At 33.6% G+C, this 13,209-nt stretch carries 12 protein-coding genes; 3 read left to right on the top strand and 9 right to left on the bottom strand.

Annotation, left to right across the window (positions count from 1 at the left end; genetic code table 11):
• Nucleotides 1-84: 84 nt before the first annotated feature.
• Nucleotides 85-2,814, top strand: a complete 2,730-nt coding sequence (locus tag N1F78_RS03675) for a T9SS type A sorting domain-containing protein (protein WP_406684834.1) — start codon at nt 85-87, stop codon at nt 2,812-2,814.
• 58 nt (nt 2,815-2,872) lie between these two features.
• Here N1F78_RS03675 and N1F78_RS03670 read toward each other — a convergent pair whose 3' ends face one another.
• From N1F78_RS03670 to gcvP, 4 genes are all read right to left on the bottom strand, one after another.
• Nucleotides 2,873-3,721: a glycosyltransferase family 2 protein gene (locus N1F78_RS03670; RefSeq protein ID WP_406684833.1), complete on the bottom strand. Its 849-nt coding sequence runs from the start codon at nt 3,719-3,721 to the stop codon at nt 2,873-2,875.
• A gap of 51 nt (nt 3,722-3,772) precedes the next feature.
• The gene (locus tag N1F78_RS03665) at nt 3,773-4,297 is read right to left on the bottom strand and encodes a methyltransferase (protein ID WP_406684832.1); all 525 of its coding nucleotides are present in this window, start codon (nt 4,295-4,297) and stop codon (nt 3,773-3,775) included.
• 8 nt (nt 4,298-4,305) lie between these two features.
• Complete coding sequence (locus N1F78_RS03660) at nt 4,306-5,364, bottom strand: 3-oxoacyl-ACP synthase III family protein (protein ID WP_406684831.1); 1,059 nt, start codon at nt 5,362-5,364, stop codon at nt 4,306-4,308.
• 104 nt (nt 5,365-5,468) lie between these two features.
• Entirely contained in the window at nt 5,469-8,318 is a 2,850-nt protein-coding gene (gcvP, locus tag N1F78_RS03655) for an aminomethyl-transferring glycine dehydrogenase (RefSeq protein WP_406684830.1), read from the bottom strand.
• 120 nt (nt 8,319-8,438) lie between these two features.
• Between gcvP and N1F78_RS03650 the strand changes: the two genes are divergently transcribed.
• Nucleotides 8,439-9,272 carry a hypothetical protein gene (locus N1F78_RS03650; protein ID WP_406684829.1) on the top strand — a complete coding sequence of 278 codons (834 nt, stop codon included), beginning with the start codon at nt 8,439-8,441 and terminating at the stop codon, nt 9,270-9,272.
• Here N1F78_RS03650 and N1F78_RS03645 read toward each other — a convergent pair.
• The 5 genes from N1F78_RS03645 to N1F78_RS03625 all read right to left on the bottom strand — a co-directional run bounded on the left by N1F78_RS03645 (nt 9,269) and on the right by N1F78_RS03625 (nt 12,101).
• On the bottom strand, nt 9,269-9,529 hold the full coding sequence (locus N1F78_RS03645; RefSeq protein ID WP_406684828.1) for a hypothetical protein: 261 nt from the start codon (nt 9,527-9,529) through the stop codon (nt 9,269-9,271). The genes N1F78_RS03650 and N1F78_RS03645 overlap by 4 nt on opposite strands.
• Nucleotides 9,530-9,531: 2 nt before the next feature.
• On the bottom strand, nt 9,532-10,083 hold the full coding sequence (locus N1F78_RS03640) for a sigma-70 family RNA polymerase sigma factor (protein WP_406684827.1): 552 nt from the start codon (nt 10,081-10,083) through the stop codon (nt 9,532-9,534).
• A 63-nt stretch (nt 10,084-10,146) separates the two neighbouring features.
• Nucleotides 10,147-10,839 carry a DUF2071 domain-containing protein gene (locus N1F78_RS03635; protein ID WP_406684826.1) on the bottom strand — a complete coding sequence of 231 codons (693 nt, stop codon included), beginning with the start codon at nt 10,837-10,839 and terminating at the stop codon, nt 10,147-10,149.
• A 51-nt stretch (nt 10,840-10,890) separates the two neighbouring features.
• Nucleotides 10,891-11,394 (bottom strand): GbsR/MarR family transcriptional regulator, encoded by a 504-nt coding sequence (locus N1F78_RS03630; protein WP_406684825.1) that lies wholly within the window; start codon nt 11,392-11,394, stop codon nt 10,891-10,893.
• A gap of 293 nt (nt 11,395-11,687) precedes the next feature.
• A complete protein-coding gene (locus N1F78_RS03625; protein ID WP_406684824.1) occupies nt 11,688-12,101 on the bottom strand; it encodes a hypothetical protein in 414 nt (137 codons plus the stop codon).
• A gap of 171 nt (nt 12,102-12,272) precedes the next feature.
• Here N1F78_RS03625 and N1F78_RS03620 point away from each other — a divergent pair, with 171 nt between their 5' ends.
• On the top strand, nt 12,273-13,205 hold the full coding sequence (locus N1F78_RS03620) for an aldo/keto reductase (RefSeq protein WP_406684823.1): 933 nt from the start codon (nt 12,273-12,275) through the stop codon (nt 13,203-13,205).
• Nucleotides 13,206-13,209 lie beyond the last annotated feature (4 nt).

Here is a 13,209-nt window from a genome sequence, read left to right as displayed (position 1 = left end):
TAAAACCTGAAATGTTAGCTGTCTAACATTATAACTTAATTGTTAAACATAATTTTATCGAATAATTAATTAATCGATATTATTATGAAAAAAGAACAACGCTTAGAATTTACGTTGCCTAATTTTTGGCATGGAGTAAATGCGCTTTTGTTTGTTTTCTTTTTACTAATTGCCCCTAATAGTAATTCTCAAACAAATGAAGGTATTATTGATGGAGGTGAAATTAGCACCAAAGATGACACAACAATTTGCCTTAATGGCAATTCGGATCCAATTAATGTATATTTAATTGGAGCTAAAGGAACTTATCAGAACTGGATTATCACAGATGAAAGTGATAACATTCTCGCTTTACCAGAAGCACCACCTTTTAATTTTGAAGGCGCAGGAGCAGGTATTTGTAAAATATGGAGTGTGTCTTATAAAGACATATTTAATTTAGAAATAGGAGTTAATGTTGCTGATTTGGAAGGTTGGTTAGATTTATCAAATTCTATAACAGTTTACAGAAATCAGCCAGAGGGAGGCACACTAGAAGGTGGTCCATTTGAATTTTATGTAGGCGATGGAGAAGCGGATCATATATCAGAAGGAGCCATTACAATAGAAGGGAATTCAGGAGCTAATTCACAGTGGGTTGTAACAGATTATGATGGTAATATTTTAGGTTTACCACCAAGTCCATATGCTGTAAACTTTGATGGCTCAGGCGAAGGCATATGTTTAGTATGGCATTTGAGTTTTGATGGTGATATAACAGGAGCCGAAGTTGGTAACAATGCCTCAGATATAGAAGGTTGTTATAGTTTGTCAAATCCAGTAAAAGTAATTCGTAAGTATCCACCAGCCAATGGCGGAACGTTAACAGGTGGTCCATTTACATTTTGTGTGGGTGATGGTGAAGCCGATAATATTTACGAAGGCGCCATCACCTTAGAAGGGGAGTCAGGAATTAACAGTCAATGGGTAGTAACCGATTACGATGGTAATATTTTAGGTTTACCGCCAAGCCCTTATGTAGTGAACTTTGATGGTGCCGGATCAGGAACCTGTTTAGTATGGCATTTAAGTTTTAATGGCGATCTTACAGGAGCCGAAGTAGGTAATAATGCGTCTGAGATTACAGGAGATTATAGTTTATCAAATTCTATAACAGTTTACAGAAATCAGCCAGAGGGAGGCACACTAGAAGGTGGTCCATTTGAATTTTATGTAGGCGATGGAGAAGCGGATCATATATCAGAAGGAGCCATTACAATAGAAGGGAATTCAGGAGCTAATTCACAGTGGGTAGTAACCGATTATGATGGTAATATTTTAGGTTTACCACCAAGTCCATATGCTGTAAACTTTGATGGCTCAGGCGAAGGCATATGTTTAGTATGGCATTTGAGTTTTGATGGTGATATAACAGGAGCCGAAGTTGGTAACAATGCCTCAGATATAGAAGGTTGTTATAGTTTGTCAAATCCAGTAAAAGTAATTCGTAAGTATCCACCAGCCAATGGCGGAACGTTAACAGGTGGTCCATTTACATTTTGTGTGGGTGATGGTGAAGCCGATAATATTTACGAAGGCGCCATCACCTTAGAAGGGGAGTCAGGAATTAACAGTCAATGGGTAGTAACCGATTACGATGGTAATATTTTAGGTTTACCACCAAGTCCTTATGTAGTGAACTTTGATGGTGCCGGATCAGGAACCTGTTTAGTATGGCATTTAAGTTTTAATGGCGATCTTACAGGAGCCGAAGTAGGTAATAATGCGTCTGAGATTACAGGAGATTATAGTTTATCAAATTCTATAACAGTTTACAGAAATCAGCCAGAGGGAGGCACACTAGAAGGTGGTCCATTTGAATTTTATGTAGGCGATGGAGAAGCGGATCATATATCAGAAGGAGCCATTACAATAGAAGGGAATTCAGGAGCTAATTCACAGTGGGTAGTAACCGATTATGATGGTAATATATTAGGTTTACCACCAAGTCCATATGCTGTAAACTTTGATGGCGCAGGCGAAGGCATATGTTTAGTATGGCATTTAAGTTTTGATGGTGATTTAGCAGGAGCCGAAGTTGGTAACAATGCTTCAGATATAGAAGGTTGTTATAGTTTGTCAAATCCAGTAAAAGTAATTAGAAAAGTTAATAAGGATGAATGTGATGTTGAAGGAGGTTATTTAAAACCAGGCGGTATTTATCTTTTCTGTGAAGGAGATGGTATTGAAGATTATGCTACGGGTATTGAATTAAGTAAAAGTGAAGGTGACTATTCTCAATGGGTGATTACAGATGTAGAAGGAAATATATTAGGATTACCCTCAAGTCCTGACGAAGTGAATTTTGACGGTGCTGGACCTGGGGTATGTTTAATATGGCATTTAAGTTTTAGTGGCGAAATTGATGGAGCCAAATTAGGAAGCAATGCATTTACAAGTTTAAATGGGTGTTATGACTTGTCTAATCCTGTGCCTGTATTTAGGTTTCCTTCAGATGGAGGGTTTTGTGATCTTCTTATCTATAGTGGTCAAGCATTATCTAATATTGAAACAGACGATATTAGTATATCTATGTATCCTAATCCAGCCAGTCATAATGTTAAAATAGATTTATCTAAATCAGTTTTAGAAGATGTTACTGTTAGAATTCACAGTTTTTCGGGTAGTGAGGTTTATAACAGGGCTATTAATCTAACATCAACTAGATTATTAGATGTAGATGTTAGTAATTTTGCTCAAGGACTTTATTTGATAAGTGTGACGGATAATACAAATCGTTCAGTAAAATCAATTAAAAAATTACTTGTTGAATAATATATTATTAAATTGATAATGGATAGGAGTCATCTAGAAATTAGGTGACTCTTATTTTTTACGTTAATTTTTTGAGCATTCCTTTCCAGCGAAGTTTTCTAATAAATTTGCCTTGTTCTTCTGTAACTAGTTGTTCAGGTTTTTCTTTTTTTGCCTTAAAATAACCAGCCATATAATCTTTAAATAAGTTAAAGTTTCTCTTTTTGTAGGCTAATTTTAATGCAGAGATTAAGGTAATTATAAAACCATAGCGCATTTTATACATAGCTTCGCCTTGTAAATATTTAGAGGCTTTATTATAACTAATACCTGTAGGTTTTAAATGTTTTACATGTAATGTGCTATCAGTAAGTATCTGCCAGTTATAATATTTAGCTAAAAGTTCATCAACTGTGTCCCAACCCATAGAAGGTTTTAATTTACCTATGTCTAAAAAGCATTGTTTGCGGTATGCTTTTAATGCTCCACGAATGTGGTCTTTTCTCGTAAGGTTTTCTAGCTTCCAGCCTTCATTTTTTTCTATGTAACAGAAGCCAGAAACCATCCCTAATTTTTTGGATTCTTTATAATGCAGAGCTAATTGTTCTAAATAATTTGAGGGGAAAATTAAATCCGCATCAAATTTACAGATTACATCATAATCTTCATCTAAAACCTCATAGCCCTTATAAAAAGCATTAATAATTTTTGCTCCCGGTAAATGTTCATTTGACGATTTAGTGTTCACAAGAGTAACAAAATCATGTTTAAAAGAGTAACCTTCAACTACTTCTAAAGTCTTGTCTGTAGAATTATCATTAACCACAACAACCTGTTTTGGTTTTAGGGACTGATAAATTAAAGAATCTAGGGTTAGGCCAATAGAGCTTTCTTCATTGTGAGCGGGAATGACTATGTAGAAATTCATATTGTAAAACTCAAAATAAAAAAATGAATTTCCAAGTAATTTAAGAAGTTCCTATTTTGTTCTTTCAGCGTAAACCATGTAGTATCTGGGTGTAAACCATCTTAAAATAGGGCGAATACCGATTTTTTTTGTTGGATTAGTCCATTTTTGACGATCAATAATTTTCCAACCAGTTTTTTCTAATAACCAGTCAAATTGCCAATCTTCAAATTCATGATAATGCCTATCCCATTGATCAGTTTTACTTCTATATGCTGAGGAAAACCATAATTTTAAGGGAATACTAGCAACTATTTTATTAGCTTTAATCTCTTTTAAAACCGTATAAGGTGATAACAAATGTTCAAATATTTCAAAAGCTGTAACAACATCTGCTTTTGAGTTAGCTATGTTAGTTGTGTTTTCGTCTAAATCTTCTCCCTTCGTGTTTTCAACAGTATACCCATGTGCTATCATGATTTTGGAAAAAGGGTTTTGTACACCCAAATCTAAAATAGATTCAGAATTTGATACATGTTTCTTTAAAAATTGAATGGTGTGCTTAAAACGTTTATTAGGATATGTTTGTTCGTACATTAATGAAGTTAGTATTTATAAACAATAGCATTAATATGCATACCAGCGCCAACACTTGCAAAAATAATCACATCACCTTTTTTCAAGCTGTGATTTTCCATTTTATTATTCTTAACTAAGTCAAATAAAGTAGGGACGGTAGCAACTGAACTGTTTCCTAAAGTTTGAATACTCATTGGCATAATGTGTTCGGGAATTTCAGTTCTATATAATCTGTAAAATCGCTTTAAAATAGCTTCATCCATTTTTTCATTTGCCTGATGTATGAAAATCTTTTTTACATCTTTAATATCGTAACCACTATTATCTAAACATTCCTTCATAGCCTTAGGAACATTCATAAGCGCAAATTCGTATATTTTGCGGCCTTCCATTTTAATGTAGCGTGTATCTCTACAAAGTTCTTGTTTATTGGAATTCCCAAAGTATAGGTAATAAGCTTCGTCATAAGTATAGCTAGCCGTTTCATGAGAAAGAATACCACCTTCTTCATGAGTAGCTTCTATAATAGTTGCACCAGCACCATCAGAAAAAATCATGGAATCTCTATCATGTTTATCAACTACTCTTGATAATGTTTCGGTTCCAATTACCAAGCATCGTTTTGCCATTCCTGACTTTATAAATGCCTTGGCTTGAATGACACCTTCTATCCATCCTGGACACCCAAATAAAAGGTCGTAGGCTACACATTTCGGGTTTTTAATGCGTAAACTATGTTTTATACGTGAAGCTATAGAAGGCAACATATCACTTTGAATAGTATTGCTTTTTACATCTCCAAAATTTTGCGCAACTATAATATAATCTATAGTTTCGGGGTCAATACCAGCATCTTCGATAGCTTTTTCAGCTGCAAAAAAGCCTAAATCTGAAGAATTGTGGTGAGCCTTCGCATAACGACGTTCGGCAATTCCGGTAATAGCTTTAAATTTATCTACAATAACTTCATTTGGTGAGTTTATAGAAGTACCATCAGTATTTAAAAATTCATGATTATGAAAATTTTCATTCTTCTCAATTGTGTCAGGTATATAGCTCCCAACTCCGGTTATTTTAATATTCATAAAATGTATTTTGCTGCTAAAAACTTTTCAGGAGTCTAATATACTTGCTTTAACTGAATGTTAAGTTGTATAGTAATTTTCATTACGACGTTCAACCTCATAAATTAAGCCTCAATATACTCTTCAATTGGGGCACAAGAGCATACTAAATTCCTGTCACCAAAGGCGTCATCAACTCGTCTTACACTAGGCCAAAATTTATTATTTCTAATATAATCTAACGGAAATGCAGCTTTTTCTCTTGAATATGGGAAATACCATTCATCTGCAGTAATCATTTCCATAGTATGAGGTGCATTTTTTAAAATGTTATTAGGGTCTTCTTTTGTAACACTTTCAATTTCCTTCTTTATAGAAATCATAGCATTGCAGAATCGGTCAAGTTCTTCCTTACTTTCACTTTCTGTTGGTTCAATCATTAAAGTTCCAGCTACCGGGAAAGACACCGTTGGCGCGTGGAAACCATAATCCATTAAACGTTTTGCAATATCAGAAACCTCAACACCATTAGCTTTAAAGGGTCGGCAATCAACTATCATTTCATGTGCGGCTCTACCACGTTCTCCTGAATATAATGTATTGTAATGGCCATCTAATCTATGTTTGATATAATTTGCGTTTAAAATGGCTACCTTAGTAGATTCAGTCAATCCTTCAGCTCCTAGCATTTTAATATAACCGTATGAAATTAGGCATGCTAAAGCAGAGCCAAATGGTGCTGCAGAAATTGCAGTGATTGCTTTGTTTCCACCGGTTTTAAGCACTGGGTTTCCGGGTAAAAACGGTTCCAATTGTTTAGCAACACAAATAGGACCAACACCAGGGCCACCACCACCGTGAGGGATGGCAAATGTTTTATGAAGGTTTAAGTGACAAACATCTGCTCCGATGTTTCCTGGATTGGTAAGTCCAACCTGAGCATTCATATTAGCACCATCCATATAAACCTGTCCGCCATTATCATGAATAATTTGGGTGATTTCTTTAATAGCTGATTCATACACTCCATGAGTAGAAGGGTACGTAACCATTAAAGCTGATAAATTATCTTTATGTTTAATAGTCTTTTCCCGTAAATCATCAATATCAATGTTTCCTTCTTCAGTAGATTTTGTAACTACTACTTTCATCCCCGCCATAACTGCACTTGCAGGGTTGGTTCCGTGTGCAGACGACGGAATTAAACAAATATTTCTATGGCCTTCATTACGAGACTCATGATATGCTTTTATTACCATTAATCCAGCAAATTCTCCTTGTGCTCCTGAATTTGGTTGTAATGAGGTTGCTGCAAAACCAGTAATTTCTGTTAATTGGTCTTCTAATTTCTTTAAAACTTTTCTATATCCCCTAGCTTGTTTTTTCGGAGCGAACGGATGAATATTTCCCCATTTAAACCAACTTAAAGGTAACATTTCAGATGCAGCATTAAGTTTCATGGTGCAAGATCCTAAAGAAATCATAGAGTGATTAAGCGATAAATCTTTACGTTCTAAAGATTTTATATAACGCATTAGTTGTGTCTCCGAGTGATGTTGATTAAATACATCAAGCTCTAAAAATGAAGATGTTCTTTTAACAGAATTATCAATATTATTTGACGGAGATACTTCGGAAATAATAACGGTTTCTTTATTGGCAGCTTCAGCAAAAACGGAAATCAGATAATTAATATCTCTAATAGAAGTGGTTTCATTAATAGATATTGTAACCGTGTTTTTATCAGGATAGCAAAAATTAACTTTCTTTTTGGTGGCAATCTTTTTAATCTTTCTTGCTTTCGTTTTTATTTGAAGTGTATCAAAAAATGACGTATTCACTTGTTGAAAACCAAAGCTTTCTATAACTTCAGCAAGTTTAGAGGCTTTGTTGTGAACTTTGTTAGCAATAAATTTTAAGCCTTTAGGTCCATGAAAAACAGCATACATACCAGCCATTACAGCCAATAATACCTGAGCTGTACAAATATTTGATGTAGCTCTATCTCTTTTAATATGTTGCTCACGAGTTTGCAGTGCCATTCGTAGAGCTCTATTTCCATTAACATCTTTTGTAACGCCAATAATGCGCCCCGGAATATCTCTTTTGTAAGCTTCTTTAGTAGCAAAATATGCCGCATGCGGACCACCATAACCCATTGGAATTCCAAAACGCTGGGTTGTACCAACTACCACGTCAGCACCAAAATTACCAGGAGCTTCAAGCTTAACCAAACTTAAAATATCAGCGGCAACGGCAACTTTAATTTGAGTTTCATTAGCTTTTTCTATAAAGGATTTAATATCCGTTATTTGTCCGTCTCTTCCAGGGTATTGTAAAATGGCTCCGAAGAATTCATTTGAAAAATTAAAAGTTTCCTCATTTCCAACAACCAATTCAATGCCTATTGGGTTGGCTCTGGTTTCAAGCAATGATAATGTTTGTGGTAGAATATTTTCTGAAACAAAGAATTTATTAATGCCGGCTTTCTTTTGTGAACGTTCTCTAACAGCGAAGAGTAAACTCATAGCTTCAGCAGCAGCCGTACTTTCGTCTAATAAAGACGCATTGGCAATTTCCATACCAGTTAATTCAATAATCATGGTTTGGAAATTCAGGAGAGCTTCTAGTCTACCTTGAGCAATTTCTGCTTGATATGGGGTGTAAGCTGTATACCAACCGGGGTTTTCCAAAATATTACGTTGAATTACCGCCGGCATCACTGTTGGGTGATACCCTAAGCCAATATATGTTTTGTAAGCTTTATTTGTTTTTGAAAGATCATGAATATGCAATAAATACTCATGCTCGGTCATAGGTTCATCTAAATTCAATCCGCTTTCTAATCGGATATCATCAGGAATAGTTTCATATATTAATTGATCTAAAGATTCAAGACCCAAAGTCTTTAGCATTTCTTTTTGATCTTCTTCATTAGGTCCAATATGACGTAGAGCAAAAGCGTTTGTGTTCATTAAATTTTAATTTGATATGCAAACCGTAAAAATAAGCATTATTTAATGTTGTTAATTCATGGTAAAAGAAAGTTTTTAACCATTTAATGACGTTATTAACAGTTTAATTATTTTTGTTTAATGACTTGGTTGAAACATATATTAAACTTTTATATAAACAGTAGTATTCATGTGGCTTTATCAGTATGTTCACTAACATGGATTACGCTTATTGAGTTTCAAATTCCTTTTGATAAACCACTGTTGTTTTTTCTGTTTTTTGCTTCTATTACAGGTTATAATTTTGTGAAGTATTTTGGCATTGCAAAATTTCATCATAGAAGACTTGCTAATTGGTTAAAGACTATCCAGATTTTTTCGTTTTTCTGTTTCTTGCTGCTGTGTTTCTTTGCCATGAAATTATCAGTGAAAACCTTGTTGTATATTTTGGGATTTGGGATGCTTACCTTCTTTTATGCGATTCCATTTTTACCTAAACGTTTTTTTGTTGATAAACAACAAAATTTACGAAGTATTGGTGGGTTTAAGATTTATTTGATTGCTTTTGTGTGGAGTGGTGTTACAGTGCTTATTCCATTGGTTAATAATGATATACAATTGTATGCAGATGTTTTTATAACTGGCCTTCAGCGGTACATTTATGTTATTGTTTTGATGTTACCTTTTGAAATTCGCGATTTAAGATTTGATAATTTAAAGCTCTCTACTATTCCTCAAAAAATAGGTGTGATAAAAACAAAAATTATTGGTTTGTTTCTATTAGCAGTGATGTTTGCTTTAGAATTTTTTAAAGACGATATTCAATTAACTCAAGTGTTTGTTTTAGGAATAATATTAATTAGTACACTTATTGTAGTGGTATTAGCAAGAATTGAACAAGGGAAATATTATAGCTCTTTTTGGGTTGAAGGAATACCCATTTTGTGGTTAGGGCTTTTGCAATTGTTTAGCTAGTTAGCTTGTTCTTTAATAGCTTTGTCTAACTCATTTTTCATGTTCTTTTTACAATCAGGGTCTAAACACTCAATTTTAGATTCAGCTATTTTTTTAGTTAGCTTGGTATTGTTTTTATAATAAACCCTAGTGAGTCGGCAATATGAAAGTCTAATATTAAGCTTAATTTTTTCCCACAAACTGGCTTCATTGTATTGTGCTTTATCACAGATGTGCTGAGCCTCTTCACAGCTAATAAATAAAAACTTTTTCTTCATTACTAAAACCAGTTTTTTTCAAGGCAACCAGCCATAGCAGTTCTTGCTCTATGAATAATTACCCAAAGGTTAGACGCAGTAATATCTAGTTCATTACAAATAGCTTCGGTTTCATAATTTAAAATGGTTTTCATTTTAAAAACTTCAGCTTGCTTTTTAGGGAGTTTACTTAGGCAATTGTGAATAGCATCACCTAATTCACTATTCTGCATGCTATCCTCAGCAGTTTTATCAAAAGGATCTGCAACACGTTCTTCTAGCCAATCGCCTTCGCTTTCGTCATCCTTATAATTAATTCTAACTTCTGCTTTCCCTTTATTAGAATTAATTTTTCTATAATGGTCAATGATTTTTCTTTTTAAAATGGAGATTAGCCATGTGCGTTCACTGGCTTCACCTTTAAAGTTTTTCATAGACTTTAAACCCGCCAAAAAAGTATCTTGAACCAAATCTTGTGCTATCTCACGATCGCTTACACGGGTAATAGTGTAGTTAAAGAGGTAGTCTGAATATAAATCGATCCATTTATTTGGATTAATTTGATGGTTGGGCATTGTCTAGCAATTGTTTTTAGTAAACCAAAAATAAGACAAAAAAATGAATATTGTAGACAAATATTATAGCATCATTCCTTTTTCTACTTTTACTTGAGAGCCATTAACTAAATAAGTAGAAAGGTGTTTTAAATTTTTGAAATCAGGTGGTAATAATTTTAATATATCATTATCAATGTGCCAATTCTTTATTTGTTGTGTTTTCCATGGTTTATGGTAAATATTATATCTAAGCGATTTTCTTTTTTTTGTTTTTATAAATGCAATGTATCTGTCAACTACAAAATGTTTTAATGTGTTTTTTTTAAGGTCCTCAGTTAAATTACTTGCAAACACTTTAATTGTAGAGTTTTTGTATTTGTAACTCATTTGAACATTGTTGTTTTTATGGTGTTTTTCCAGGCGAATAGATTTAAAAAAATAGGGTTCATTATAGAATTTATTTCCTACAAAAGCAATTAAATGTTTTGGAGCAAACTCTCTAATAAATACAACGCCTCTTGAGCCATCTATTTTAGATTTTGCATAAAACCGGAAATTTATCTGACCGAAATTTTGGTGAAAGGGGACTTTTAATCCGAAGAATTCGACATTAGAAAAAGTGAAAGCAACTAAACTTAAAATGGCTTTTCCCTTATATAAATCCAATTCAGTATCAACTGGGAGGTAAGGTATAAGTATTGCTTTGTCTACCTCAAAAGTTGACATGATTAAGTCTTTCCATACACAGGTCATAAATACATTTTTAGTTTTCATTTTTTATGTTTTAAACTTTCAGAAAATATTGAAAGTATATTTGAAATTTTTTTATTTAATCAATTTAAGTAACGATTTAGTAATCCAGTTTTGTTCCTGAGCAGCAATTTTATTTAATAAAGAATCCGCGGTGTTTGCTAAATCATGCAATGCTTTGGTTTGTTTAATAAGCTCTTGTGTTTTAGCTGTGCCATCATCTTTAATAGAACTCACTTCTTTTAAGGTTTTAATAACTGGTTTAATTTCACGTCTACTTCTTTCTTTAGCAATATGTCTTGCTAATTCTTCAACATCTTTAACTGTGGTAAAGAACTCTCTGCGTTCTCCAGGAACTAATTCTTTTGTTACAATACCCCAATCCATAAGTTGGCGTAAATTCATGCTAGTATTGCCTCTGGAAATTTTTAATTCTTCCATAATATCTTCCATAGACAAGGGTTTGGTAGATATAAAAAGCAAAGATTGAATTTGAGCCATAGCCTTGTTAATGCCCCACATAGACCCCAAACTTCCCCAGGTACTAATGAACTTTTCTTTTGCTTCTTGATATTCCATAACACAAATATATAAATTATTTCTAAACTTTCAATAAATATTGAAAGTTTATTTAATTTGAAGATGAATATGGTCATCATGCCTGACTGCTTGACAACCCTGAAATCGTATTTTGTTTTCTGAAGATAGCCCCAAGGATTGTTTAAGATAAGGCTCAATAAATATCTTTTCAGTTTTAGATGAAGCCAATAATTGCTTTATTAGGACTTTTGTTTTATTCCGATCCAATTCTAAATCATTAATAGTTCCAAAAGTTAAATACTTTGGAAAGTCATATTGCCAGTAACCTCGGTTTAAACAATCTCCTGAAGTTTTAGACTGCTTGTTAATATAAGCGCCATAACCAGAAACCGATGGCTTTTTATTTGTTGATTCCCATTCTCGTCCAAATACATAAACGAAATATCTACTTTTTTTCCATCGTTATGGCTTAAATGAGGCAATAACGGAAAGTTGTTGAAAAAAGGAAAGTTAGCATCTAGATATGTTATTTCAATGCTTTTAAGTTTTAATTCTTGAGAAGAATTGACCAATAAATGGTGCAAATCTGGAGATACATAATTCCTAAACAATAAGGGGTAGACCAAATTTTGGGGTTTTACATTAGAATTGAATACTGGCAGTTCCTCCCTACCAAAAGATTTGGCAATGGGAGGTACAATAATTAGATTGGTAGCCATGTATAAAAAAGGGAAAATATGTCTCATTTTACCTTTAGTCTTTAGTGAAAACAAAAATGCTATTAACCAAATAACCCCACCAACTTGAGTAAGGGTAGTTAGAAAACAAATTATAATAATGTGCCCGAGGACTTTAAAAAACTTCATTAACCTATATAAACGAATGGAAGATAAACTTATTTTCATTAATTTTAGAAAGTGATTAATAAGGAATATAATAGGAGAGTTGTTTTAAAACTATCAGGACTTGCTGGATTGGGAATAGCATTGTCTCCATTATTGTCCTCGTTTAATTTCAAAAATGAAATTTTGCTGAGAAAAATACCATCATCTAATCAAAGCTTGCCGGTTATAGGCTTAGGTACATGGCAAACTTTTGATGTGGGAAGTTCTGCTGAGGAGATGGTGAAACTGGTTCAAGTATTAATTGAGATGGATAAACTAGGAGGTACCGTTATAGATTCTTCTCCTATGTATGGCAGTTCAGAGGGAGTAGTTGGGAATTTAACCAGAAAGGCTAATTTGAACAATTCCTTTTTTTATGCCACTAAAGTCTGGACAAAAGGTAAAGACGAAGGAATTCGCCAAATGCAAAACTCATTCAAACGAATGAAACGCCAGCAAATGGATTTAATGCAAATTCATAATCTAGTAGATTGGAAAACCCATGTAAAAACCCTTAGAGACTGGAAGGACCGTGGAAAAATTAAATTTTGGGGTATTACGCATTATACTGACGGATCACATGAACAATTAGAGCAAGTTATTAAAGCTGAAAAACCAGATTTTGTCCAGTTTAATTATTCCATTTTATCGCGTCATGCAGAAAAATCACTTTTTGAAACTATACAAAAAAACAATACGGCAACTTTAATTAACAGGCCTTTTGAAAAAGGCAGCCTGTTTAGAGCCACCAAAGGAAAGGATGTCCCAGATTGGGCCAAGGAATATGACATAAATAGTTGGGGACAGTTTTTCTTAAAATTTATTTTGTCAAATGAACTGGTGACTTGCATTATTCCTGGAACCTCTAAACCGCATCATATGATTGATAATATGATGGCAGGTTATGGTAAGATACCAGATTCAAAGATTAGAGAAAAGATGTATAACTATATTAAATCCCTTTAGCAGA

The organism is Seonamhaeicola sp. MEBiC01930 (assembly GCF_045277075.1).
Lineage (GTDB): Bacteria > Bacteroidota > Bacteroidia > Flavobacteriales > Flavobacteriaceae > Seonamhaeicola.
The sequence above is the reverse complement of the archived record's forward strand: the minus strand, read 5'-3'. Positions and strand labels throughout refer to the sequence as shown.